Origin of the sequence: Streptomyces sp. NPDC001549, from assembly GCF_042894025.1 — a bacterium.
In the GTDB taxonomy this organism is placed as follows: Bacteria; Actinomycetota; Actinomycetes; order Streptomycetales; family Streptomycetaceae; genus Streptomyces; species Streptomyces kutzneri.
In genome coordinates, this window is sequence record NZ_JBIAVJ010000037.1 from 1 (window position 1) to 25,034 (window position 25,034).

17 protein-coding genes are annotated in these 25,034 nt (G+C 72.6%); 6 read left to right on the plus strand and 11 right to left on the minus strand.

Going from position 1 to position 25,034, the window contains the following annotated elements:
* Positions 1-296: 296 nt before the first annotated feature.
* The 5 genes from ACFY04_RS38980 to ACFY04_RS39000 form a co-directional block, all read right to left on the minus strand.
* A complete protein-coding gene (locus tag ACFY04_RS38980; protein ID WP_389124870.1) occupies positions 297-1,469 on the minus strand; it encodes an acyl-CoA dehydrogenase family protein in 1,173 nt (390 codons plus the stop codon).
* Positions 1,466-3,376: a biotin carboxylase N-terminal domain-containing protein gene (locus ACFY04_RS38985; protein ID WP_389124873.1), complete on the minus strand. Its 1,911-nt coding sequence runs from the start codon at positions 3,374-3,376 to the stop codon at positions 1,466-1,468. Before ACFY04_RS38985 ends, ACFY04_RS38980 begins: the two co-directional genes overlap by 4 nt.
* Before the next feature lie 8 nt (positions 3,377-3,384).
* Positions 3,385-4,983, minus strand: a complete 1,599-nt coding sequence (locus ACFY04_RS38990) for an acyl-CoA carboxylase subunit beta (protein ID WP_389124876.1) — start codon at positions 4,981-4,983, stop codon at positions 3,385-3,387.
* Positions 4,980-6,617, minus strand: a complete 1,638-nt coding sequence (locus ACFY04_RS38995; protein ID WP_389124998.1) for an acyclic terpene utilization AtuA family protein — start codon at positions 6,615-6,617, stop codon at positions 4,980-4,982. Before ACFY04_RS38995 ends, ACFY04_RS38990 begins: the two co-directional genes overlap by 4 nt.
* Positions 6,618-6,685: 68 nt before the next feature.
* Positions 6,686-7,498 carry a TIGR03084 family metal-binding protein gene (locus ACFY04_RS39000; RefSeq protein ID WP_389124879.1) on the minus strand — a complete coding sequence of 271 codons (813 nt, stop codon included), beginning with the start codon at positions 7,496-7,498 and terminating at the stop codon, positions 6,686-6,688.
* A gap of 390 nt (positions 7,499-7,888) precedes the next feature.
* Here ACFY04_RS39000 and ACFY04_RS39005 point away from each other — a divergent pair, with 390 nt between their 5' ends.
* Positions 7,889-9,511 (plus strand): CocE/NonD family hydrolase, encoded by a 1,623-nt coding sequence (locus ACFY04_RS39005; protein WP_389124882.1) that lies wholly within the window; start codon positions 7,889-7,891, stop codon positions 9,509-9,511.
* A gap of 185 nt (positions 9,512-9,696) precedes the next feature.
* Here the strand turns inward: ACFY04_RS39005 and ACFY04_RS39010 are convergent, their stop codons facing one another.
* Positions 9,697-9,930, minus strand: coding sequence for a hypothetical protein (locus ACFY04_RS39010; protein ID WP_389124885.1), 234 nt, complete (start codon positions 9,928-9,930; stop codon positions 9,697-9,699).
* Positions 9,927-10,097, minus strand: a complete 171-nt coding sequence (locus tag ACFY04_RS39015; protein ID WP_389124888.1) for a hypothetical protein — start codon at positions 10,095-10,097, stop codon at positions 9,927-9,929. Before ACFY04_RS39015 ends, ACFY04_RS39010 begins: the two co-directional genes overlap by 4 nt.
* Before the next feature lie 145 nt (positions 10,098-10,242).
* On the opposite strand from ACFY04_RS39015, the gene ACFY04_RS39020 reads away from it, so the two are divergent.
* Positions 10,243-10,995 carry a DUF6879 family protein gene (locus ACFY04_RS39020; RefSeq protein ID WP_389124891.1) on the plus strand — a complete coding sequence of 251 codons (753 nt, stop codon included), beginning with the start codon at positions 10,243-10,245 and terminating at the stop codon, positions 10,993-10,995.
* A 15-nt stretch (positions 10,996-11,010) separates the two neighbouring features.
* Positions 11,011-11,859, plus strand: coding sequence for a helix-turn-helix domain-containing protein (locus tag ACFY04_RS39025; RefSeq protein WP_389124893.1), 849 nt, complete (start codon positions 11,011-11,013; stop codon positions 11,857-11,859).
* A gap of 524 nt (positions 11,860-12,383) precedes the next feature.
* On the opposite strand, the gene ACFY04_RS39030 is transcribed toward ACFY04_RS39025, so the two are convergent.
* The 3 genes from ACFY04_RS39030 to ACFY04_RS39040 form a co-directional block, all read right to left on the minus strand.
* Positions 12,384-12,725, minus strand: coding sequence for a DUF1801 domain-containing protein (locus tag ACFY04_RS39030; RefSeq protein ID WP_351162009.1), 342 nt, complete (start codon positions 12,723-12,725; stop codon positions 12,384-12,386).
* Positions 12,725-13,726 (minus strand): DMT family transporter, encoded by a 1,002-nt coding sequence (locus ACFY04_RS39035; RefSeq protein ID WP_389124897.1) that lies wholly within the window; start codon positions 13,724-13,726, stop codon positions 12,725-12,727. Before ACFY04_RS39035 ends, ACFY04_RS39030 begins: the two co-directional genes overlap by 1 nt.
* 79 nt (positions 13,727-13,805) lie before the next feature.
* Positions 13,806-16,457 carry an FAD-binding and (Fe-S)-binding domain-containing protein gene (locus tag ACFY04_RS39040; protein ID WP_389125001.1) on the minus strand — a complete coding sequence of 884 codons (2,652 nt, stop codon included), beginning with the start codon at positions 16,455-16,457 and terminating at the stop codon, positions 13,806-13,808.
* Positions 16,458-16,631: 174 nt separating this feature from the next.
* On the opposite strand from ACFY04_RS39040, the gene serC reads away from it, so the two are divergent.
* From serC to ACFY04_RS39055, 3 genes are all read left to right on the plus strand, one after another.
* Entirely contained in the window at positions 16,632-17,753 is a 1,122-nt protein-coding gene (serC, locus tag ACFY04_RS39045) for a phosphoserine transaminase (RefSeq protein ID WP_389124900.1), read from the plus strand.
* 151 nt (positions 17,754-17,904) lie between these two features.
* Positions 17,905-21,036 (plus strand): sacsin N-terminal ATP-binding-like domain-containing protein, encoded by a 3,132-nt coding sequence (locus ACFY04_RS39050; protein ID WP_389124903.1) that lies wholly within the window; start codon positions 17,905-17,907, stop codon positions 21,034-21,036.
* Positions 21,037-21,249: 213 nt separating this feature from the next.
* Positions 21,250-22,440 carry an acyltransferase family protein gene (locus ACFY04_RS39055; protein WP_389124906.1) on the plus strand — a complete coding sequence of 397 codons (1,191 nt, stop codon included), beginning with the start codon at positions 21,250-21,252 and terminating at the stop codon, positions 22,438-22,440.
* 34 nt (positions 22,441-22,474) lie between these two features.
* Here the strand turns inward: ACFY04_RS39055 and ACFY04_RS39060 are convergent, their stop codons facing one another.
* Positions 22,475-24,940, minus strand: coding sequence for an HAD-IC family P-type ATPase (locus ACFY04_RS39060; protein WP_389124909.1), 2,466 nt, complete (start codon positions 24,938-24,940; stop codon positions 22,475-22,477).
* Positions 24,941-25,034 lie beyond the last annotated feature (94 nt).

Sequence of the window (25,034 nt, forward strand, 5' to 3'; positions counted from 1 at the left end):
GACGGGGCGGGGTGTCCCCGCAGGACGAGCGCGCAACCACCGCGCACAGCCGAGACAAACCCGCACGCGCCGAGCCGAGGAGACACCCCGCCCCGACACCCCGCCCCGACACCTTGCCGACAAACCCGCCACATCCAGCCCCGCCGGCGTTTGAGGCGCGGGTCCGGGCAGCACCCGGCAGACGGCCCGAGCCGCACACCGCCAAGCCGCCCGCAGGGCAACGGCGCGGGTCCGGGCAGCGCCCGGCGTGGATCCGGCCGAGCCGCACACCGCCGAGCCGCCCGCAGGGCAACCGGCTAGTAGGACTTCGGGAGGCCCAGGGTTTGGTGGGAGATGAAGTTCAGGATCATCTCGCGGCTGACCGGGGCGATGCGGGACACGCGGGAGGCGGTGATGAGGGAGGCCAGGCCGTATTCGCGGGTGAGGCCGTTGCCGCCGAGGGTGTGGACCGCCTGGTCAACGGCACGGACGCAGGCCTCCGCCGCGGCGTACTTGGCCATGTTCGCCGCCTCGCCCGCCCCCATGTCGTCGCCCGCGTCGTACAGGCGGGCCGCCTTCTGCATCATCAGACGGGCCAGTTCCAGCTCGATGTGCGCCTGGGCCAGCGGGTGGGCCACGGCCTGGTGCGCGCCGATGGGGGCCTTCCAGACCTGGCGGGTCTTCGCGTAGTCGACGGCCTTGGCGAGGGCGTGCCGGCCCATCCCGATGGCGAAGGCGGCGGTCATGATCCGCTCGGGGTTGAGTCCGGCGAACAGCTGGAGCAGGCCCGCGTCCTCGTCGCCCACGAGGGCGGAGGACGGCAGGCGTACGTCGTCCAGGGTGAGTTCGAACTGCTTCTCCGCGGCGGCCAGTTCCATGTCGATGACCGAGCGGGTGAAACCGGGGGCGTCGCGCGGGACGATGAACAGGCAGGGCTTGAGGGCCGGTGCGGCCCCGCTGGATGATGCGGTCTCGGTGCGGCCGACGATGAGGGTGGCGTCGGCGATGTCGACGCCGGAGATGAAGACCTTGCGGCCGGTGAGGATCCAGTCGTCGCCGTCGCGGCGGGCCGTGGTGGTGATCCGGTGGGAGTTGGATCCGGCGTCGGGTTCGGTGATGCCGAAGGCCATGGTGCGGCTGCCGTCGGCGAGGCCGGGCAGCCAGGCCTCCTTCTGGGCGTCCGTGCCGAAGCGGGCGATGACCGTGCCGCAGATGGCGGGCGAGACGACCATCATGAGGAGGGGACAGCCCGCGGCCCCGAGTTCTTCCAGGACGATGGAGAGTTCGGCGATGCCGCCGCCCCCGCCGCCGTACTCCTCGGGGAGGTTGACCCCGAGGTAGCCGAGCTTCGCGGCGTCGGACCACAGCTCGTCGGGGTGGCCGCCTTCGCGGGCGACGCGGGCGAGGTAGTCGCGGCCGTAGCGCTGCCCGAGGGCGGCGACGGCGGCGCGCAGGGCGTGGTGCTCTTCGGTTTCGATGACGGTGCTCATGCTTGCGGTTCCTCCTGGACTACGGCGAGCAGGGCGCCGAACTCGACCTGTTGGCCGGTGGCGACGTGGAGCGCGGTGAGCGTGCCGGAGGCGGGAGCGAGGATGCGGTGCTCCATCTTCATGGCCTCCAGCCAGAGCAGGGGCTGGCCCGCGGTGACGGGGCTGCCGGGGGCCAGGCCCTCGGCGATGCGGACGACGGTGCCGGGCATGGGGGCGAGCAGCGAGCCCGGTTCGGTGCGGTCCTGAGGGTCCGGGAACCGGGGAACGGGGGTGAGGGTGTGGGCGCCGAGCGCGGAGTCCACGTAGATCTCGGTGTTGTTCGAATTGTGTTTCACGTGGAACACCCGCCTGATCCCCTCGACTTCGAGGGTGACGAGGTCGGGGGTGGCTGCCACGACCCGGATCCCGGGGTGGTTCACCGGGTGGTACTGGACCTCGTACTCGGTGCCGGCCGCGGTGTAGCGGCGGGTCTGCGGCTGGGAACGGACGTTGCGCCAGCCGCCGAGGCGGGCGGCGAGGGGGGCGTCCGGGCCGGGGGCCGCTTCGGCGAGGGCGGCGGCGAGGGCGGCCGGGGTGGGGTCCGGGGTGCCGCCGGTGAGGGTGTCGAGGTGGCGGTCGTAGAAGCCGGTGTCGAGCTGCCCGGCGGCGAACTCCGGGTGCCGCAGGGAGCGTACGAGGAGCTCGCGGTTGGTGGTGAGCCCGTGGATGCGGGCGCCGGCGAGGGCGCCGGCGAGGGCCCGGACGGCCTCGGCGCGGGAGGGGGCGTGGGCGACGACCTTGGCGAGCATGGGGTCGTAGTGGATGCCGACGGTGTCCCCGTCGGTGAAGCCGGTGTCCACGCGGATCTCGCCGGGGATGGCGAGGGTGTGCAGGGCGCCGGTCTGCGGGCGCCAGTCCTGGGCGGGGTCCTCGGCGTAGAGGCGGGCTTCGACGGCGTGGCCGGTGGGCTCCGGGGGTGCCGGGGGCAGGGCCGCGCCCTCGGCGACGCGCAGCTGGAGGGCGACGAGGTCGAGGCCGAAGACGGCTTCGGTGACGGGGTGTTCGACCTGGAGGCGGGTGTTCATCTCCAGGAAGTAGGGGCGTCCGTCGGCGGTGACGAGGAACTCGACGGTGCCCGCGCCCTCGTACGAGACCGCGCGGGCGGCGGCGACGGCTGCGGAGTGGAGGCTCTCGCGCAGGCTTTCGGGCAGGCCCGGTGCGGGGGCTTCCTCGATGACCTTCTGGTGGCGCCGCTGGAGGGAGCAGTCGCGGGTGCCCAGCGCCCAGACGGTGCCATGGGCGTCGGCGAGGATCTGCACCTCGACGTGGCGGCCGCGTTCCACGTAGGGCTCGGCGAAGACCTCGCCGTCCCCGAAGGCGGAGCGGGCCTCGGCCGAGGCCGTGTCGAGGGCCTCCTTGAGCTGGTCGAGGTCACGGACCACGCGCATGCCGCGGCCGCCTCCACCGGCCGCGGCCTTGAGGAGGAGGGGCAGGTCGGCGGGGGTGGCGGCGGCCGGGTCGACGGGATCGAGGAGCGGCACCCCGGCGGTGCGCATCAGTTCCTTGGCCCGGGTTTTGGAGGCCATGGCCTCGATGGCCTCGGGGGGCGGGCCGATCCAGGTCAGTCCGGCGGCCAGGACTTCGCGGGCGAAGCCGGCGTTCTCGGAGAGGAAGCCGTAGCCGGGGTGCACGGCGTCGGCGCCCGCGGCGAGGGCGGCCTTGATGATGAGGTCGCCGCGCAGGTAGGTGTCGGCGGGGGCCGCGCCGGGCAGCCGTACGGCCGCGTCGGCGTCGCGGACGTGCAGGGCGTCGGCGTCGGGGTCGGAGTGGACGGCGACGGTGGCCAGGCCCAGGGCGCGGGCGGTGCGGAAGATCCGGACGGCGATCTCGCCGCGGTTGGCGACGAGGAGGGAGGTCAGGTTCGTCATGTGCGGGCTCACATCCGGAAGACGCCGAAGCCGCCACGGGCGCCCTCGACGGGGGCGTTGTGGACGGCCGACAGGCACAGGCCGAGGACGGTACGGGTGTCGCGCGGGTCGATGACCCCGTCGTCGTACAGCCGCCCGGACAGGAACATCGGCAGGGACTCGGACTCGATCTGCGCTTCGACGAAGGCCCGCATCCCGGCGTCGGCCTCCTCGTCGTACGGGAGTCCCTTGGCGGCGGCCGACTGGCGGGACACGATGGAGAGCACTCCGGCCAGCTGCTGGGGGCCCATGACGGCGGACTTGGCGCTGGGCCAGGCGAAGAGGAAGCGGGGCTCGTAGGCGCGGCCGCACATGCCGTAGTGGCCGGCGCCGTAGCTGGCGCCGATGAGTACGGACAGGTGCGGGACCTTCGAGTTGGAGACCGCGTTGATCATCATCGAGCCGTGTTTGACGATGCCGCCCTGCTCGTACTCCTTGCCGACCATGTAGCCGGTGGTGTTGTGGAGGAAGAGGAGGGGGATGTCGCGCTGGTTGGCGAGCTGGATGAACTGGGCGGCCTTCTGGGACTCGGCGCTGAACAGCACGCCCTGCGCGTTGGCGAGGATGCCGACCAGGTAGCCGTGCAGGGTGGCCCAGCCGGTGACGAGGCTGGGGCCGTAGAGGGGCTTGAACTCGTCGAAGTCGGAGGCGTCGACGATCCGGGCGATGACCTCGCGCGGGTCGAAGGGGGTCTTGAGGTCGTGCGGGACGATGCCGAGGAGTTCCTCGGGGTCGTGGAGGGGTTCCTCGGCCTTCGGAGGGTCCTGGTGCGGCTTGCGGTGGTTCAGGCGGGCCACGACGCGGCGGGCCTGGCGGATGGCGTCGTACTCGTCGAGGGCGTAGTGGTCGGCGAGTCCGGAGACGCGGGCGTGCATGTCGGCGCCGCCGAGGGACTCGTCGTCGCTCTCCTCACCGGTGGCCATCTTGACCAGGGGCGGACCGCCGAGGAACACCTTGGAACGGTCCTTGATCATGATGGTGTGGTCGGACATGCCGGGGATGTACGCGCCTCCGGCGGTGGAGTTGCCGAAGACGACGGCGACGGTGGGGATGCCCTCGGCCGAGAGCCGGGTGAGGTCGCGGAAGACCGCGCCGCCCGGGATGAAGATCTCCTTCTGGGAGGGCAGATCGGCGCCGCCGGACTCCACGAGGCTGATGCAGGGGAGGCGGTTCTGCCGGGCGATCTCGTTGGCGCGCAGCGCCTTCTTCAGCGTCCACGGGTTGGAGGCGCCGCCGCGGACGGTGGGGTCGTTGGCGGTGATCAGGCACTCGACGCCCTCGACGGTGCCGATGCCGGTGACCATGGAGGCGCCGACGGGGTAGTCGCTGCCCCAGGCGGCGAGCGGGGACAGTTCCAGGAACGGGGTGTCGGGGTCGAGGAGCAGCTCGACGCGCTCGCGCGCCAGGAGCTTGCCGCGGTCCTGGTGGCGGGCCGTGTACTTCTCGCCGCCGCCCTGCAGGGCCTTGGCGTGCTCGGCGTCGAGGGCGGCGAGGCGCTCCAGCGCGGCGGTACGGGCCTGCGCGTGATCGGGGGCGTGCGGGTCGACGGTGGTGCCGAGGCGGGTCATGAGGTGGCCTCCGGGGCCGGGAGGAGAGCGACGGGGATGTCGAGGTGGCGGGCGCGGAGCCATTCGCCGAGGGCCTTGGCCTGGGGGTCGAAGCGGTGGCCGGAGGCGACGCCGTCGCCGAGGATGCCGGTGACGGTGAAGTTCAGGGCCCTCAGCTGCGGCAGCTCGTGGCGGGTGACGGGGAGGCCGCGGGTCTCCGGGAGCAGTTCCCGGAACACCTCGGCGGTGATGGTGTCGCGCAGCCACTCCCAGGCGGGGTCGGTCTCGACCCAGACCCCGACGTTGGCGTCGCCGCCCTTGTCGCCGCTGCGGGCCCCGGCCACGGCGCCGAGCGGCGCCCGGACGGTGGGTCCTGCCGTCGGCCCTGTGGGGGCTCCGCCCCCGGGCCCCCGCTCCTCGATCGCCGGAGGGGCTGAAAAGGCCCGCGCAGCGGTCATCGGCAGCCGGGTACCGTCCGGGAGGACTGCCGTGTGCGGGACCTCGTGCGACGGGATCAGGGTCGAGGTGAAGACGCCGTAGGGCTGGGCCGGGCCGGGTGGGGCGGTGACGTGGAACCCCGGGTAGCTGCCGAGCGCGAGCTCGATCGCCGCCGAGGTCAGGGCGCGGCCCACCCGGTCCGGGGACGGGTCGCGGACCACCAGTCGCAGCAGGGCGGAGGCCGTCTCCTGCGTGTCGGCGTCCTCGTGGTCGGTGCGGGCCAGGGTCCAGGTCGCGTCGGCCACGCCCTCCAGCACCTCGGCGAGCTGGGTGCGGACGAGGTCCGCCTTGGCCTCGATGTCCAGGCCGGTCAGGACGAAGACGACCTCGTTGCGCCAGCCGCCGATCCGGGTGACGCCCACTTTCAGGGAGGGTGGCGGGGCCTCGCCGCGCACTCCCGTGACGCGTACCCGGTCGGCGCCCTCGTCGGTCAGCCGGACGGTGTCCAGGCGGGTGGTCACGTCCGGGCCGAGGTACCGCACGCCCTGGGTCTCGTAGAGGAGTTGGGCGGTGACGGTGCCGGCGGTGACGGCTCCGCCCGTGCCGGGGTGTTTGGTGATGACCGCCGAGCCGTCCTCGGAGATCTCCGCCAGCGGGAAGCCGGGGCGGCGGACGTCGTGCCGGGCGAAGAAGGAGTAGTTGCCGCCGGTGGCCTGGGTGCCGCATTCCAGGACGTGGCCCGCGGCCACCGCCCCCGCCAGCCGGTCGTGGTCGTCCGGGGCCCAGTCGAACCACCAGGCTGCCGGGCCGCTGACCAGCGCCGCGTCCGTGACCCGGCCGGTCACCACCACGTCGGCGCCCGCCCGCAGACAGGCCGTGATCCCGGCACCCCCGAGATAGGCGTTGGCGGTCAGGGCCCCGTCCACCTGCGCGGTGAGGTCGTCGCCCTCGACGTGGGCGACCCGCACCGGGACGCCCGTCTTCGCCGCCAGGGCCCGTACGGCGTCGGCGAGTCCGGCCGGGTTGAGGCCTCCCGCGTTCGCGACGATCCGTACGCCGCGCTCGTGCGCGAGCCCGAGCCCCTCCTCCAGCTGCCGCAGGAAGGTCTTGGCGTAGCCGAGGTCCGGGTTCTTCAGGCGGTCGCGGCCCAGGATCAACATGGTCAGCTCGGCCAGGTAGTCGCCGGTCAGCACGTCCAGCGGGCCGCCGGTCAGCATCTCGCGCAGGGCGCCCGAGCGGTCACCGTAGAAGCCCGAGGCGTTGCCGATGACGAGCGGGCGCCGGGTCACCGCGCGGCTCCCGGCTCGCGGCCGGCTCCCGCCGGGCCGGCGAACGCCTGGGCGATGTCCAGCCAGCGGTCCGCGTCGGGGCCGGTCGCGGTCAGGCCCAGGTCGGCGCGGTGGGCCCGCTGGGTCACCAGGAGGCAGAAGTCGAGCGCCGGGCCGGTGATCCGCTGCGGGGCGTCCGGCGGGCCGTACGTCCACACCCGCGGGCCGTCGGGGGCCGTCAGCTCCACCCGGAACTGCTCGGTGGGCGCGGGCAGTCCGCGTACGGCGTAGGCGTAGTCGCGGGCCCGTACGCCGATCCGCGCCACGTGCCGCAGCCGCGCGGTCGGGGTGCGGCGCACGCCGAGCGCGTCGGCGACGTCCTGGCCGTGGGCCCAGGTCTCCATCAACCGGGCGCTGGCCATGGAGGCGGCCTTCATCGGCGGCCCGTACCAGGGGAAGCGGGTGTCGGGCGAGGCCGCGGCCAGCGCCTCGTCGAGGGCGGCGCGCGTGGTGCGCCAGCGGGCGAGCAGCTCGGCGGGGGCCAGCTCCGCGCCCTCGCGCGCGCCCTCGTCGACGAAGGTGTCGGGGGCCTTCAGGGCCTCCTCGACCATGTGGCCGAAGCCGGTGGCGTCGGTGAGGGAGAGCAGCGAGGCCCGGTCGGTCCAGTGCAGGTGGGCGATCTGGTGGGCGACGGTCCAACCGGGCGCGGGGGTGGGCCGGGCCCAGTCTTGGACGGGCAACTCCCTTACCAGGGAGTCCAGTTCACGGCCTTCCTCGCGCAGATCTGCGAAGACGGCGACGGCTGCGTCGACGGCGGACGGATCGGGCACGGTGCGCTCCCCTTCTCGGCGTGAGGGGAAGACTGGCAGCACCCGGCAAAACAATCAAGCACGCTTGCATGATTTTCTCGGGTGGCGACGCCTTCCCGCCACGCGAGCCAAACCACCTCACGGGAAAGGCAGTTGCCGTCCCGCGCACCGGCCGCAGGTCCCGCCGCCCGGCGGCCAGTGGGAACGGCGGGGGCGATTTCGGCCGTAACCCGGAAACTCGCGATACGTCACTGGATGTCCCGTCGATACTGAACGCTCCGCTCCGGGCCCGGGCGGGCGCACCCAGTTCGTGTCACTCGACGCACTCGACTCACTCGACTCACTCGACTCACTCGACTCACTCGACTCACTCGACGAAGACGATGAAGACGACGAAGAGGATGGACTGACGTGACCCCAGCCGCCCGCACCCCCTTCTCCCTCTATCCCGAACTCGACGCGACCGCCCTCACCGCCTTCGTCACCGCCCTGGAGAGCGGCGACGTCACCGGCCTCGCCCCTGCCCGCGCCGCCGAGATCGCCGAGGTCCGCTCGGTCGCCGTCTTCACCCGCGGCAAGGTGACCGGCGCCGACGGGGACCTCCTCGACGCCGCGCTCTGGCGGCACACCGGGACCCAGCCCCGCCCCGCGATCGTCATGCCCTCGCCCTGGTCCAGCCTGGGCTGGCTCCCGTACGCCGTCCAGGCCTCCCGCTTCGCCGCCCGCGGCTACAACGTCCTCGTCTACTCCACCCGCGGCTTCGCCGGCTCCGAGGGCCAGGTCGACGTGGCGGGCCCGCTCGACGTCGCCGACGGCAGCCGGGCCCTGGACCACCTCATCGAGCGCAGCACCGGCCCGGTGACGAAGATCGGCTTCCTCGGGGACTCGTACGGCTCCGGCATCAGCCAGCTCGTCGCCGCGCACGACACCCGCGTCGACGCCGTGGTCGCGCTCAGCACCTGGGGCGACCTCGGCGAGGCCTTCTACGAGAACTCCACCCGGCACATCGCGGCCGTACGGGCCCTGCTCGACGCGGCCGCGAAGGCCCGGCTGAGCCCGCAGACGCAGAGCGTCTTCGACAACGTCCTCGCCGACCGCGACGTCCAGGGCACCCTGCGCTGGGCGGAGACCCGCTCGCCCTTCACCCACATCAAGGAGCTCAACCGCCGCCAGGTGCCGGTCTTCTTCTCGCACGCCTGGCACGAAACGCTCTTCCCGCCCAACCAGACGCTGAAGATGTTCAACGAACTGACCGGCCCCAAACGCCTCGCCGTCTCCATCGGCGACCACTCCGGCCCCGAGATGACCGGCATGCTCGGCCTGCCCAACCGGATCTGGACGGACGCCCACCGCTGGTTCGACCGCCACCTCAAGGACATCGACAACGGCATCGACGCCGAGGGTCAGGTGCTCGGCGAGATCATGTGGAGCAAAACCCTCGAACCCCGTCCCACCTGGCCCTCCCTCACCGAACGCCTGGAACGGCTGCACCTGACGGACGACGGCGAGCTCGGCGACGAACCGCAGGCCGGCTGGACGGCGACCGTACTGTGCGGGGTGGACACCCCGGCGACCGTCGCCGACAAGGTGGTGCAGTCCGGCTACGCGGAGATCGCCGGCCGCCCGAAGATCTACCGGACCCAGGACATCGACCGCACCGTCGCCGCCGTATGGACCGCGGACCCGGCCGGGGAGACCACCCGGCTGCGCGGCATACCGCGGCTGCGCGTGACGTACCGCGCGGCGAACCCCGGATCCACCTTCGTCGCGTACCTCCTCGACACGGCCCCCGACGGCACGGCCCACATCATCACGCACGCCCCGTACACCGACCTCGACTCCCCGCCCGACAGCCTGATCAGCGCGGACATCGATCTCCAGGCCACGGCCTACGACGTGCCGCGCGGCCACCGCCTGATGCTGGTGATCGACGCCCGCGACCCCTTCTACGCCGACGCCAACCTGCCCCGCGCGACCCTGGCGTTCACCTCCCCGGACGCCACCCCGTCCTACCTGGACCTCCCCCTCGGCTGATCCCGCCCGCCCGCCCGGCCGGTCCCCGCGACCGACCGGGCGGGCCACGCGTAACGATGGTCTTCTACCGGGTACGCATCACCGGGCGGCCGGTTCCGGCCGGAGCCGAACGGCGAAATCGCCGAGTCGGCCTGGACCCCGATCCCTGCCGTCCCGGTCGGCGGCATGCGCCAGCGCTGAAGGGACTACCGGTCGGCGCGAACCACCACAGCGATCTCCGAGAACGTGCGCAGGAAGATGCCGTGCCCAGTGCGGCCGGTATGTTCCATGCACCAGTCGGCGCACTCGTTCGCGTCGCCGGTCGGAGGTGCTTCCCAGCCGCAGTCAGGGTGCACACAACGGGCAGTGGCGGTCGTCTCGGCATCGGGATGCCGCTTGATCGCATGCTTGACGAAGGTCACGACGGACCTGACGGTCACGACTGCTCCTCCCTCCTGCCGGTTCGCTTGAATGCCCTCCTACGACGGTGCGGATGATTGCGGATCTCGGCGTTCATCTCGGGCTTGGGGAACGCCTCGCGCTGCGGCATCTGCTGCCACAAGAGGCTCCAGGTCCCGTCCCGCTTCTTGGCTGGGGTCACGTCCATGAACGGAAAGCTAGAAGCCAGGAGTTGGGCTGCAACGAGACTATTCCCGGTTATTCTCGCGCGGGGTCCCGTCATACCTCGACATTCGGCTGCGGCAGCCGAGACCCTAGTCGGGACGGCCTTCCTCCACGAGAGGTGATCGCGAATGGCACGCAGGCTGCGGTTCAACGGCACGGGCAGCGGCGGGACCGGATGCCCTTCGGTCCACGAGGACGTGGACAGCCGAGAGGTGATCGTCCACGGCCCGCCGCTGGCAGACCCCGACGATGTGGCCCAGCTACAGCACCTATCCGAGGGCGAGGTCGCTATCGTCGTGCCTCGCGCGCTGCTGGTGGACTGGACGCCGAAGGACGCCACACGGGAGGCGAGCGTCATCGACCTGGACGAGTTCGAGAACCTGTTCCGGACGTTCGAGCACACCGCGTGGCGACTTGAGACCCGAAGCCGGTATGCCAGCGACGAGGCCACCGAGACATATAGGCAGTTCATCGAAGCCGGAGCGGCGCGGTGGGATCCCAAGGACCCGTACTGCGAACTGATTGCTCCACAGACAGCACAGGGCAAGAGGGTCGAGCGGGTACGCGTCGTGGACGATCCGCCGACCATTGGCCAGCTCTACCTGATGGACAACGCGAGGCGGAACAGCAGCCTGGGCGAGGACATCCGCAACCTCAGCCGCGAGGACGCCAAGCGCCTGCACCTCCCCTCCGACGATGCTTGGCTGTTCGACAGCCGACTCGTTGCCGTACTGCGCTTCGACCGGGCGGACAACCTCGTGGACGTAGAGATGATCACTGAACCCTCGGAGGTCATCCGCTGGACGCGGGCGAGGGACGCGGCGTGGCATCACGCGGTCCCGTACGAGAGGTTCCTGGCAGGGCTGACAGCGGGCGAGTAGACAGAACGACCACCGGTGAGCACGGACTACCAGAAGGCCCGCGAGGCGCTCGGGCTGCGCCTGCGTGAACTGCGCGAGTCGAGCCCCCACGGCAGGATCACCGGCACTGCTCTGGCCGAGCGGTTGGGCTGGGGACAGAGCAAGGTCTCCAAGCTGGAGAACGGACGCCAGACGGCCACACCTGACGACCTCCGGCAGTGGGCCGAGGCCACAGGCCAGCCGGGCACATACGAGGAGCTGCACGGCCGCCTGAGAGGGTTCGAGAGACACATCCGGTCGTGGGGGCGGCAGCTCGCGGGGGGACACCGCCCTGTGCAGGAGACCTGGAACGCAGTGGTCTCCGATGCCGGCACCATGCATGTCTGGGAGAACAATGCCGTCAACGGCATGCTCCAGACCGCCGAGTACGCCCGCTGCATCTTCGAGCAGTACGCCGCTCTACAGAACTCCCCTCGGGACGCCGATGAGGCCGTAAGGGTCCGGATGAAGCGACAGGAGTGGCTCTACCAATCGGGGAAGCGCCTGCGGCTGATCATGTGGGAGGGCGCCCTCCAGGCGCGGCTGTGCCCTCCACCAATCCACGCCGCCCAGCTGGACCGTCTGCTGGGGGTCGTGGGCATGGACACCGTGGAGCTGGGAATCGTCCCGTACGAAGCAGCCTTGAGGCTGCCGCCGGGCAACCCGTTCTGGATCTTCGATGACCAACTCGTCATTGCCGACGACTGGCATGCGGAATTGTGGCTGGACGATGCGGGGACTATCGGTGTCTACCGCAGGGTCTGGGAAGCGTTCCACTCGGCCGCAGTGTTCGGCGCAGAAGCCCAGAGGGTGATCACCCGAGTACGCAGGAGCGTCCAGGTCTGACTGAGCCGGCGATCGCGCCGAGCAGCCGCAACCGTACTGCGGAGCGCGTAACGGTCTGGGCCGGACAGCCGGTCCGAGTCCTCGATCTCACCACGTACCACGCTCGAACGGCCGGTCGCAGTCCCAGAAGAGCGCACTCGCAGGCAGTCGGCGGCCCATGCCCGACCCGAGACGGCCCGGAGACGCCGAGAGATGAGGAGCGCGTAGCGATTGGACGCGTCCACCAACCCGGGGTCTGGTCTGGATGGGCCGCATCTCAAGGCCGTGCTCGCCAGGATCTCCCTGGGCATCTCCGACCGCTCCGGTGGTCTCTTGTCGCCCGGCCCGAACCGGAGAGACGATGAGACTGACGGGAAACCCCCGTACGCCACGCTGATGCCGGTCGACCGGATCCCGCCCACCGACCCCGCCCGGCAGGCCATCGACTCCGCCCAGCCGCCGAGGGGCGGGGGTGGACAGCCGCCGCCCGCGAGCGGGGGTGCCGAGGGGGTGAAGGCCCCCGGGCGCGCAGCTCCCGAACCCCCTCAGCCCGCCTTCGCCGTCGCCCGGAGGAGGTCCCGGAGGAGGTCGAAGTCGACCTTGGCGGGGTTGCGGAAGCGGAGGCAGACCTTGCCCATGTCGTGGGCGGCCAGGCGGTCCGCGAAGGCGTCCCGGACGTCGGTGCGCATCAGGTAGAAGGAGATGTACTGCTTCTGGTTCGCCCAGGCGATCTCGCCGGCGGTCTCACCCGCCCGCACGTACACCGGCATCCCGTACGCGATCCCCTCCTCGAACCCGGTCAGCTCCTCCAGGCACAGCTCCCGCAGCCGCACCAGGGCCTCCCGTCGGGCCTCCGGGACCGCGGCCAGGTAGGTGGCGACGTCCATCAGGCGGCCTTCTTCCGGATCTGCGAGCGGACCGCGCCCATGCTGGCCGCGATCACGAGGGCGATGGCCAGGGCGTCCAGTGCGGACATGGCCTGGTTCAGGACGAGGAAGCCCGCGGTGGCGGCGATGGCCGGCTCCAGGCTCATCAGGATCGCGAAGGTCGGGGCCGGCATCCGCCGCAGCGCGAGCAGTTCCAGCGTGTACGGCAGGACGGAGGACAGGACGGCCACGCCCACACCCAGCGCGAGCGTGCTCGGAACCAGCAGGTCCGAGCCGGCTTCGGCAATGCCCAGCGGCAGCGAGATGACCGCGGCCACCGCCATCGCCAGCGCGAGCCCGTCCGCCTGCGGGAAGCGGCGGCCTGTGCGCGCGCTGAACACGATGTACGCCGCCCACATCGCGCCCGCCCCGAGCGCGTACGCCGCGCCCAGCGGGTCGAGGGAGCCGAAGCCGAGGCCGCCCCCGCCGTGCCCGGACAGCAGGACCACACCGCCGAGCGCGAGGCCGGCCCACAGCACGTTGACCAGGCGCCGGGAGACGATGACGGAGAGGGCGAGCGGTCCGAGGACCTCCAGGGTGACGGCCGGGCCGAGCGGGATCCGGTCGATGGACTGGTAGAAGAGGCCGTTCATACCGGCCATGGCGACGCCGAAGGCGAGCACCGTGACCCAGTCGGAACGGGAGTAGCCGCGCACCTTGGGGCGGCACAGGATCAGCAGCACGAGCGCGGCGGCCGCGAGGCGCAGGGTGACCACGCCCGCCGCGCCGGCCCTCGGCATGATCATGACCGCGAGGGCGGCGCCGAACTGCACCGAGATGCCCGCCGAGATCACCAGCGCCACAGGACCGAGCCCGGAGCCGGAGCCAGAACCAGAGCCGGAATCGGAACCGGAACCGGAAGCAGAACCGGAACCGGAGTGGGAGCCCTTTGCGGTCGACGGAGCCGGTGCGGCGACGGCCGGGGAGGCCGCCGCGGAGGACGAAGAGGAAGGTGCGGGCATCTCTCCAGACTAAGGGCCCGTAAGGAGTGTCGCCGCATTTTCTGCCTTACAACCGTGACAACACTGCGCTACAACCGCCCTACAACCCCTCCGCCAGGAGTTCCGCCAGGTGCCGGGCCCGCATCCCGCCCAGCTGTGCGATCTGCGTACGGCACGAGAATCCGTCCGCCTGGATCACGGCGTCCCGCGGGGCCGCGCGCAGGGACGGGAGCAGCTGTTCCTCCGCGCAGGCCACCGACACCCCGTGGTGCCCGGGCTCGAAGCCGAAGTTGCCCGCCAGCCCGCAGCAGCCCCCGCTGAGCTCGCCCACCAGCCCGGCCCGCTCGCGCAGCCGCCGGTCGGGGCCGTCCCCGAGCACCGCGTGCTGGTGGCAGTGGGTCTGGCCGACGACCTCCCGGTCCAGGCGCGGCGGCCGCCAGTCCGGGGCGTACTCCTCCAGGGTCTCGGCGAAGGTGCGCACCGCCCCCGCGAGGCGGGCCGCGCGGGGGTCGTCGGGGAGCAGCGCGGGCAGGTCGGTGCGCAGGGCCGCGGCGCAGCTCGGTTCGAGGACCACGACGGGCCCCGGTACGTCTCCCAGTGCGTCCAGCGTCCGGCGCAGGACCGTACGGGCGCGGTCGAGGCGGCCGGTGGACACGTACGTCAGACCGCAGCAGACCCGGCCGCCGCGGGGGACGGACGCGTCCAGCCCGGCCGCCCGGAGCACGCGGAGCGCGGCGTGGCCGGCCTCGGGGGCGAGGTACTCCGTGAAGGTGTCGGGCCAGAGGGTGACGGTGGGGCCGGGCGCGGGCGTCCGATCGCCCGTCCGGGGGCGGTCCGTACCGCGCGTGAACGGCTCCCGCGCCAGCTCCGGCAGGCGGCCGCCCCGGTCCCGGTCCAGCCCGGGTACGGGGACGCGCCGGGCCAGGGCGTTGACCGCCCCCGCCGCCCGCAGGGCGGCGATCAGCCGGAGCCAGCCGGGCAGGCCGCCCAGGGTGTAGTGGGACAGCGGGCGGATCCGGCCCGCCCAGTGGCGGTGCAGGAACTCCGCCTTGTACGCGGCCATGTCCACGCCCACCGGGCAGTCGCTGCGGCAGCCCTTGCACCCCAGGCACAGGTCCAGCGCCTCGGCGACCTCCGCCGAGCGCCAGCCGTCCGTGACGATCTCCCCGGCCAGCATCTCGTGCAGCAGCCGGGCCCGGCCGCGCGTGGAGTGCCGTTCCTCCCCCGTGACCCGGTACGACGGGCACATCACCGAGGCGCCGCCACCCGTATCCGTCGTCCGGCACTTCGCGACGCCCACGCACCGCGCGACCTCACCCGCGAACGGGGTGGCCGGCAGCACCGCGAAGCGCAGGTTCTCGTCCAGTCGTGCCGGCCTGACCAGCATCCCCGGGTTCATCCCGCCCGCCGGGTCCCACACGTCCTTGTACGCGCCGAAGAGCCGGACCACCTCCGTCCCGTACATCTTCGGCAGCAGCTCCGCCCGCGCCTGCCCGTCCCCGTGCTCCCCCGACAGGGAGCCGCCGTGCGCGACGACCAGATCGGCCAGTTCCCCGGAGAAGTCCCGGAAGCGGGCGATGCCCGCCGCCGACACCAGGTCGAAGTCGATCCGTACGTGCACGCAGCCCTCGCCGAAGTGCCCGTACGGGGATCCGCGCAGCCCGTGCGCCGCCAGCAGGGCCCGGAACTCCCTCAGGTACGCCCCCAGCCGGGCCGGCGGTACCGCGCAGTCCTCCCACCCCGGCCAGGCCATCCCGCCACCCGGCATCCGCGTCGCCGTGCCCGCCGCGTCCTCGCGGATCCGCCACAGCGCCCGCTGCCCCGCCGGATCGGTGACGACCGTCGCGTCCACCGCGTCGGCGGCCCGCAGCAGGGCCCGTGCCCCGCCCTCGTCGGGCATCTCCACGAACAGCCACGCCCCGCCCCGGGGCAGCTCCGCAGCCGTGCCGCCCACCAGGTCCTCGGCCATCCCCTCCACCGTCAGCGGCCCGTACGGCAGCAGCCCGGCCGCCGCTTCCGCCGCCGCGCTCTCGTCCGCGTACCCGAGCACCGCGAGCACCGGCGCGCGCGGCGCCTCCACCAGGCGCACCACCGCCTCCGTCACCACCCCGAGCGTGCCCTCGCTCCCGCAGAACGCCCGTGCCAGTTGCACCCCGCGCTCGGGCAGTAGCGCGTCGAGGCCCCCGTAGCCGGAGATCCGCCGCGAGAAGCCGGGCGGCATCCCGGCGGGTGTCATCCCGGTGCGCAGCAGCCCCAGATGTCCGGTGACCAGGTCCCGCAGGCCCGCCGGGGCGCCGTCCCAGCCCGTCGCGATCCGGTGCGCGGTGCCCCCGTACGCCGTCACGGCCAGCTCGGTCACGTTGTCCGCGGTGGTGCCCCAGGCCACCGAGTGGGCGCCGCACGCGTTGTTGCCGATCATGCCGCCGAGGGTGCAGCGGGAGTGCGTGGACGGGTCGGGCCCGAAGGTCAGCCCGTACGGGCGAACGGCGTCCCGCAGCCGGTCGAGGACCAGCCCGGGCTGGACCACGGCCGTCCTGGCCGCCGGGTCCACCGACACGAGGCCGTTCATGTGCCGGGTGAGGTCGAGGACCACGCCCACCCCGGTGGCCTGGCCGGCGATGGACGTCCCGCCGCCGCGCGGCACGACCGGGACCCCGGCCTCGGCGCACACGGCGAGGGCGGCCGCCACGTCGTCGGCGTCGCGCGGGGCGACCACACCCACCGGGACACGCCGGTAGTTCGAGGCGTCCATGGTGGTCAGGGCCCGTGCGGCGGCGCCGAAGTCGATCTCCCCGCGCAGGTTCTCCCGCAATGACCGTTCGAGTTCACCGGGTGACGTCACGGTCCCACCCTCCCACCGGCCGGACCCGTCTCATCGGGTGGACGCGCTTCCGAGGCGCGGACCGGGACCCGATACGCTCCGCTCGTGGCTGAGATCCAGATTCCCGCTGACATCAAGCCCGCCGACGGACGCTTCGGCGCGGGCCCCTCCAAGGTGCGGACCGAGGCGCTGGACGCCCTCGCCGCCACCGGTACCTCCCTGCTCGGAACCTCACACCGCCAGGCCCCGGTCAAGAACCTGGTCGGATCGGTGCGCCAGGGCCTCCGGGACCTCTTCTCCCTCCCCGAGGGGTACGAGGTGATCCTGGGCAACGGCGGCTCCACCGCCTTCTGGGACATCGCGACCGCCGGTCTGATCGAGCGGAAGTCCCAGCACCTCACCTTCGGCGAGTTCTCCTCGAAGTTCGCCACGGCCGCGAAGCTCGCGCCGTGGCTGGACGCGCCGTCCGTGATCTCCTCCGACCCGGGCACGCACCCGGATCCGGTGGCCGAGGCGGGCGTGGACGTGTACGCGTACACCCACAACGAGACCTCGACGGGTGTGGCGGCGCCGATCAAGCGCGTCGCGGGCGCCGACGCCGGGTCCCTCGTTCTGGTGGACGCGACCTCGGGTGCCGGCGGTCTGCCGGTGGACATCACCGAGACGGACGTCTACTACTTCGCGCCGCAGAAGTCCTTCGCCTCGGACGGCGGCCTGTGGCTGGCCGCGTTCTCCCCGGCCGCCCTTGAGCGCGCCGCCCGCGTGCACGCCTCCGGCAGCCGGCACATCCCGGAGTTCTTCTCGCTGCCGACGGCGATCGACAACTCGCTGAAGAACCAGACGTACAACACCCCGGCGCTGTCCACCCTGTTCCTGCTGGACCAGCAGCTGCAGTGGATGAACAGCCAGGGCGGCCTGGAGTTCACCACCGGCCGTACGGCGGCCAGTGCGCGCAACCTGTACGGCTGGGCGGAGGCGTCCAAGTACGCGACCCCGTTCGTCGTGGACGCCGACAAGCGCTCGTCCGTCATCGGCACGATCGACTTCTCGGACGACATCGACGCGGCGGCCGTCGCCAAGGTGCTGCGCGCCAACGGGATCGTGGACACCGAGCCGTACCGCAAGCTCGGCCGCAACCAGCTGCGTATCGCGATGTTCCCGGCGATCGACCCGGCGGACGTGCAGGCGCTGACGGCCTGCATCGACCACGTGATCGAGAAGCTCTGACCATCACCCGTCCGGTACGACGTGAAGCCCCCGGTGACCTGCTGTCGCCGGGGGCTTCGGCGTTCCCCGGACACCCGGAGGCCACCGGCGTGGGGGTTCTCCCGCACGCGGTACCTTCAGGGCTCCGGCGGCGATTCTTGGAGGCAGCGGCGTGAGCGTGCGAGTGACGGCGGCCCAGAGCGGTGTGGACCCCTTCGGCACGGCCCGGCTGCGGCGCGGGGTGCTCGACGCGTGGGGTGCGGGCCCGGCCCGGTTCCGCGAGGACGCCAACGCCGAGGAGGACCTCGCGCTCGGCGGCTACCGCGACCGGCTCGTCATCGAGCTGGCGCAGAACGCCGCCGACGCCGCGGCCCGGGCCAAGGTGCCCGGCCGGCTGCGGCTCACCCTGCACGGGGGCGAGGGCGGGCATGCGCTGCTGGCCGTCGCCAACACCGGTGCCCCGCTGGACGCGACGGGCGTGGAGTCGCTGAGCACCCTGCGCGCCTCCGCCAAGCGGGAGCCGTCCGGCGACAGCGTCGGCCGGTTCGGCGTCGGCTTCGCGGCCGTGCTGGCCGTCTCCGACGAACCCGCGGTGCTCGGCCGCCACGGCGGGGTGCGCTGGTCCCTGGCCGAGGCCCGGGAACTGGCCCGGGGCGCCGCCGTCGGCAGCCCCGGCCTCGGCGACGAACTGCGCCGCCGCGACGGGCACGTTCCGCTGTTGCGCCTCCCGCTGCCCGCCGAGGGCACCGCCCCCGAGGGCTACGACACCGTCGTGGTCCTCCCGCTGCGCGACGCCGCCGCCGAGGGTCTGGTGGAACGGCTGCTGGCGGGCGTCGACGACGCCCTGCTGCTCACCCTGCCCGGGCTGCGCGAGGTCGTCGTGGAGACCCCGGCCGACGGCACGCGCACCCTGTACCGGCGTGACGAGGGCCCGTACACGGTCATCGAGGACACCACCGACTCCGGTACGGTCACCCACCGCTGGCGCACCGTCCGCCACGGCGGCCCCATCGAGCGCGCGCTGCTCGCCGACCGGCCCGTCGAGGAGCGGCTGCGGCCCGCCTGGGCGGTGTCCTGGGCCGTGCCCGTCGACTCCGACGGCGCCCCGGTCCGCCCGGTCACGGCTCCCGTGGTGCACGCGCCGACCCCCACCGACGAGCCGCTGGGCATCCCGGCGCTGCTCATCGCGACCCTGCCGCTGGACACCACCCGCCGGCATCCCGCGCCGGGGCCGCTGCTCGACTTCCTCGTGGAGCGCGCGGCCGACGCGTACGCCGAACTCCTCGGCGCCTGGGACCCGGTGACCACCGCCCTCGTGGACCTGGTGCCCGGCCCGCTCGGCAAGGGCGAGCTGGACGGGGCCCTGCGCGCGGCCGTGCTCCAGCGCCTGCCCCGTACCGCTTTCCTCGCACCGGCCGCGCCGCCCGAGCACGCGGAGGAGCGTGCCGCCCTGCGCCCCTTCGAGGCCGAGGTGGTGGAGGGCGCGGGCGCCGACACCGTACGCGTCCTCGCCGAGGTCCTGCCGACGCTGCTGCCGGCGGGCCTGGAGCGCCGGGCCGAGCTGCGCACCCTGGGGGTGGGCCGGCTCCCGCTGGGCGATGCCATCGAGCGGATCGCGGGCATCGAGCGGACCCCCGAGTGGTGGCACCGGCTCTACGACAGCCTCGCCGGGGTGGACCCCGACCGGCTGTCGGGGCTGCCCGTGCCGCTCGCCGACGGCCGCACCTCGATCGGCCCCCGGCACATCCTGCTGCCCGGCGCGGACACGCCGGCGAGCCTGGCCCGGCTGGGCCTGAAGGTGGCCCACCCGGACGCGGCGCACCCGCTGCTGGAGAAGCTCGGCGCCCTCCCGGCCACGGCGCGGGCGGTCCTGACGACCCCGCAGGTGCGGGCGGCCGTCGCCGCTTCCCTCGACGCCGGGGAGATCTGGGACGAGGACGCCGACACCCTGGACGCCGACGAGCTGGCCGAGGTGGTCCTCGGGCTGGTCCGGGATGCCGATCTGGCGCCGGGCGACGAACCCTGGCTCGGCGCGCTGGCCCTGCCGGACGAGGACGGGGAACTGGTCCCGGCGGGCGAGCTCCTGCTGCCGGGCAGCCCGCTGGCCTCGGTGATCCGCGAGGACGAGGTCCCGTACGTGGACGCGGACCTCGCCGAGCGGTGGGGTGCGGGCCCGCTCACCGCGTGCGGGGTCCTGGCCACCTTCCAGCTGGTCCGCGCGACCGACGTGGTCCTCGACCCGGACGAACTGGAACCGCGCGAGGGCGACTTCGCCGAGCCCGACGACGCGGGCCTGCTGGACGCGGTGGACGTGTGGTGCGAGGACCTCCTGGACCAGCTGCCGGACACCCCGGTCCCGCCGGTGGCGACCGAGCTGATCGCCGTCCGGGACCTCGACCTCGTCGACGACGACTGCTGGCCGCAGGCCCTCGCCATGCTCGCGCAGCCGCCGCTGCGTGACGCGCTGACCCAGCCCGTGCGGATCCTGCTGCCGGACGGCACCACGCAGTCGGTGCGCCCGTACACCGCCTGGTGGCTGCGCGACCACCCGGTGCTCGACGGCCGCCGCCCGGCGGGCCTGCGCGCGGCGGGCGGCGACCCGCTGCTGGAGGGCCTCTACACGTCGGCGGACGCCACGGGCTTCGAGGACGAGCAGGTCCTGCGGGCGCTGGGCGTCCGCACGTCCGTGCCGGCCCTGCTGGACGAGCCCGGCGGCGCCGCCGAACTGCTGGCCCGGCTCGCCGACCCGGACCGCGAGATCACCGGCCACCAGCTGCACGGTCTGTACGGTGCGCTGGCCGATCTGGACCCCGAGCAGGTCACCCTCCCGGACGAGCTGCGCGCGGTGGTGGACGGCGAGGTGCTCGTGGTGGACGCGGCCGACGCGGTGATCGCGGACGCCCCTGACCTGCTCCCGCTGACGGCGGGGCTGCCGCTGCTGCCGGTCCCGCCGTCGCGTGCGGCGGATCTGGCGGAGCTGCTCCAGGTCCGCCGCCTCTCGGAGACGGTTCCGGCGGAGGTGACCACGCCCGGCGAGGAGCACGAGGTACCGGAGTCGGTGCTCGTGCTGCTGGGTCCGGCCACTCCGGCGACGTACATCGAGCACGAGGAGCTGGTCGCGGGCGGCACGGAGCTCGACTGGCGCCGCACCCCCGACGGCACGCTCCACGCGTCCACGCTGGAGGGCGTGGCCGCCGGCCTGGCCTGGTCGGCGGGCCAGTGGCCGCGCCGCTTCGAGGTGGCGGCGCTGCTGGAGGACCCGTCGCGTACGGCGGAACTGGCCCGGGACCGCTGGTTCGACTGACCGGAAGCGGGCCGGGAGGGGGGCGCGCGGCCGCCCGGAAACCGTGCGCTCCCTTTGACAGGCGGCACGTGCCGACTCAGACTGATCAGTGCTTTCGTCCGACCGGCGGATCCACGACCAAGAAGAGAACGCGCCCTCAGGGAATCGTTCAGGGGGAGCGTCATGCCCGACAGGAGAGCCCGTTCGGCCGGCTTCCGGTGGTCCCACGGGCCGGTGTCCGAACTGTTTTCCGGCCGGAACAACAGCTTGGGCCTCCTGCGGCTGCTCCTCGCGTCCGCCGTCGTGGTCTCGCACGCGCGCATCCTCGGCTTCGGCAGCCATGAGTTCGGTCACAGCTTCTCGCAGGGGCAGATCGACCTCGGGAAGATGGCCGTCTTCGGCTTCTTCTTCCTCTCCGGCATCCTCGTGACGCGCAGCGGGAACCGGCTGCCCGTCGGCCGCTTCCTGTGGCACCGGGCGCTGCGTCTGCTGCCCGGCTTCTGGGTCTGCATGGCCGTCACGGCCTTCGCCGTGGCCCCTTACCTGTACTGGCGCCAGCACGGCAGCACGGCAGGGTTCTGGGACCACCCGCAGGGACCCTTCGCCTACGTCCAGGCGAACTGGGCCGTCGGCGTCGGGCAGTGGGGGATATCCGGTGTGATGGAGACCGGCGCCACCAAGGGGCTCACGCACAACGCTGCGATGAACGGCGCCCTGTGGTCGCTGGCCTACGAGATCCTCTGCTACCTCGGGGTCGGCCTGCTCGCCCTGGGCGGCTCGCTGGTGCGGTCCCGGCGGACCGTCCTGGCGGTGGCGGTGATCCTGGGCGGCCTGGTCGTCGGTGACGCCGTTGGCAACCGGCTGAACGCCGGGGCCGGAACGGCGACGCACGGCGGTGACCTGGTCATCCCGCTGATGGGCCCCCACAGCGTGAACTACATGATCTACCTCGGTTTCGCCTTCGCCCTCGGTGCGGTGCTGGAGGTCTACAAGGAGCGCGTCCCGGTCAGTGACCCGCTGGCGGCCCTCAGCGCCGTGGTGTTCGTGCTGACCCTGCACTACGGGTACTTCTTCGCGCTGGGCGTGCCGGCCTTCTGCTACCTGCTGCTGTGGCTGGCCATCCGGCTGCCCGAGCCGTTCCAGCGGATCGGCGCCAAGCACGACTACTCGTACGGCATCTACATCTACGGCTTCCTCGTGCAGCAGTCGCTGGCCGTCCTCGGTGGCGCGCGCTGGGGATTCGCCGCCTACCTGGGGCTCTCCCTGGCCGGTGCGCTGTTCGCGGCGGTGCTCTCCTGGCACCTGGTCGAACGCCCGGCGATGCGCCTGAAGGACATCGGCGCCCGGCGCCGCCCCACGCACGGCGTCCCGGCCCCCCGGCAGGGCGCCACCGCCGACGGCCAGCAGCCCGTCTCGGTCTCCTGACCCGGGCCCCCGCCCCGGACCGGACCGGCCCTGGTCAGGCCGGGAACTTGCGGTCGACCCACCTGAAGGTGAACTCGATCAGGACGGCCGCGCCCACGGCGACGGCCACCGCGATCCACGGCACCGTGACGCCCACCAGCTTGAGCTGGAAGAAGTCCTGCAGCCACGGCACGACGAGGACGATGAGGAACGCCCCGCCCATCGCGCCGACCAGGGCCACCCGCCACCACGTGTACGGGCGGGCGATGATCGCCAGTACCCACATGGACGTCAGGAACAGCGTCAGCGTGGCCGCGCTGGACTCGGCTTCGAGGGCGCCCTGGCCCGTGTAGTGGTGGCGGGCGATCAGGTACGTGACGAAGGTGGCCACGGCCGCGATGACGCCGCCGGGGATCGCGTACCGCATGACCCGCTTCACGAAGTGCGGTTTCGCGCGTTCCTTGTTCGGGGCCAGGGCCAGGAAGAAGGCCGGGATGCCGATGGTGAGCGTGGACAGCAGCGTCAGGTGGCGGGGCAGGAAGGGGTACTCGACCTGCGAGCAGACCACCAGGATGGCCAGCAGCACCGAGTAGACCGTCTTCGTGAGGAAGAGGGTGGCCACGCGGGTGATGTTGCCGATGACCCGGCGGCCCTCGGCGACCACCGAGGGCAGGGTCGAGAAGCTGTTGTTGAGGAGGACGATCTGGGCCACCGCCTTCGTCGCCTCCGAGCCGGAGCCCATGCTGACGCCGATGTCGGCGTCCTTGAGGGCGAGCACGTCGTTGACCCCGTCGCCCGTCATGGCGACCGTGTGGCCCTTGGACTGGAGGGCCCCCACCATGTCCCGCTTCTGCTGCGGGCTCACCCGTCCGAAGACCGAGTTGTCGTCGAGGATCTTCGCCATGCCGGCCTGGTCGGTGGGGAGCCCCCGGGCGTCCACGGTGTTCTCCGCGCCCGGCAGGCCCAGCTTGCCGGCGACCGCGCCGACGGAGACCGCGTTGTCGCCGGAGATGACCTTCGCGCTGACGTTCTGGTCCTCGAAGTAGCGCAGCGTGTCGGCGGCGTCGGGACGCAGCCGCTGTTCCAGGACGACGAGGGCGGTCGGCCGGACCCCGGTGGCGACGGCCGCGTCGTCGAGCTCGCGGGCGGAGCGGGCCAGCAGGAGGACGCGCAGTCCCTGCTCGTTGAGGTCGTTGATCTCGTCGAGGGCCGGGTCCCCGGCGGGGAGCAGCACGTCGGGGGCGCCGAGCAGCCAGGTGTTGTTCTCGCCGTCGCCCTCGCTGAAGCTGGCGCCGCTGTACTTGCGGGCGGAGGAGAACGGCAGGGACTCGGTGCAGCGCCACTCCGCGCTGTCCGGGTAGGCGTCGATGATCGCCTGGAGGCTGGCGTTGGGGCGCGGGTCGGACTCCCCGAGGGCGCCGAGCACCCTCTTGACGTACGCCGGCTCCGCGCCGCCGAGCGGGCGCAGCTCGGTGACGTCCATGCCGCCCTCGGTGAGGGTGCCGGTCTTGTCGAGGCAGACCACGTCGACGCGGGCGAGGCCTTCGATGGCGGGCAGCTCCTGGACCAGGCACTGCTTGCGGCCGAGCCGGATGACGCCGATGGCGAAGGCCACGGAGGTGAGCAGGACGAGGCCCTCGGGGATCATCGGGACGATGCCGCCGACGGTCCGGGCGATGGAGTCCTTGAGGTTGTTGTCCTTGACGAGGAGCTGGCTGATGATCAGGCCGATCGAGGTCGGGATCATCATCCAGGTGACGTACTTGAGGATGGTGGAGATGCCGGAGCGCAGTTCGGAGTGGACGAGCGTGAAGCGGGAGGCTTCTTCGGCCAACTGGGCGGCGTAGGCCTCGCGGCCGACCTTGGTGGCGGTGAAGGCGCCGCCGCCGGCGACGACGAAGGAGCCGGACATGACCGGGTCGCCGGGCTTCTTCAGGACGGGGTCGGCCTCGCCGGTGAGCAGGGATTCGTCGATCTCCAGGCCGTCGGCCTCGCCGACGGATCCGTCGACGACGACCTTGTCGCCGGGGCCGAGTTCGATGACGTCGCCGAGGACGATCTCGGAGGTGGAGATCTCGGCGGTCCGGCCGTCGCGGCGCACGCTGGGTTTGACCTCGCCGATGACGGCGAGGCTGTCGAGGGTCTTCTTGGCGCGCAGTTCCTGGATGATGCCGATGCCGGTGTTGGCGACGATCACGAAGCCGAAGAGGCTGTCCTGGATCGGCGCGACGACGAGCATGATCGCCCAGAGCACGCCGATGATCGCGTTGAACCGGGTGAAGACGTTGGCGCGGACGATGTCGGTGGTGGAGCGGCTGCTCCGGACGGGAATGTCGTTGACCTCGCCCCGCGCGACACGCTCGGCGACCTCGGCGGTGCTCAGCCCGCCCGGCTTGAAGCGGGGCACGGGCGGTCGCACCGGATGTACGGGGTCCAGCTCCGCTCCCGCGTCGATGGCGGGGGCGGCCGTCCCGCCACCCGGCTCCGGCCCGTCGGATTCGGTTCCAGCCCGCTGCGTCATGCCTTCGACGTTAAAGGCGGTTCGAACAGTTCACCCGCCGAGCAGCAGGAAGATCCGACCTCAGGATGACCCGAATCGTCCCCTGGTATCGCCA

Coding starts and splice junctions, on each gene's coding strand:
- ACFY04_RS38980 (WP_389124870.1), bottom strand. CDS start 1,469: ATGAGCACCGTCATCGAAACCGAAGAGCACCACGCCCTGCGCGCCGCC.
- ACFY04_RS39040 (WP_389125001.1), bottom strand. CDS start 16,457: ATGGACGCCTCGAACTACCGGCGTGTCCCGGTGGGTGTGGTCGCCCCG.
- ACFY04_RS39020 (WP_389124891.1), top strand. CDS start 10,243: ATGGCACGCAGGCTGCGGTTCAACGGCACGGGCAGCGGCGGGACCGGA.
- ACFY04_RS38985 (WP_389124873.1), bottom strand. CDS start 3,376: ATGACGAACCTGACCTCCCTCCTCGTCGCCAACCGCGGCGAGATCGCC.
- ACFY04_RS38990 (WP_389124876.1), bottom strand. CDS start 4,983: ATGACCCGCCTCGGCACCACCGTCGACCCGCACGCCCCCGATCACGCG.
- ACFY04_RS39015 (WP_389124888.1), bottom strand. CDS start 10,097: ATGGACGTGACCCCAGCCAAGAAGCGGGACGGGACCTGGAGCCTCTTG.
- ACFY04_RS39030 (WP_351162009.1), bottom strand. CDS start 12,725: ATGGACGTCGCCACCTACCTGGCCGCGGTCCCGGAGGCCCGACGGGAG.
- ACFY04_RS39060 (WP_389124909.1), bottom strand. CDS start 24,940: ATGACGCAGCGGGCTGGAACCGAATCCGACGGGCCGGAGCCGGGTGGC.
- ACFY04_RS38995 (WP_389124998.1), bottom strand. CDS start 6,617: ATGCTGACCGGCGGCCCGCTGGACGTGCTGACCGGCGACTACCTGGCC.
- ACFY04_RS39035 (WP_389124897.1), bottom strand. CDS start 13,726: ATGCCCGCACCTTCCTCTTCGTCCTCCGCGGCGGCCTCCCCGGCCGTC.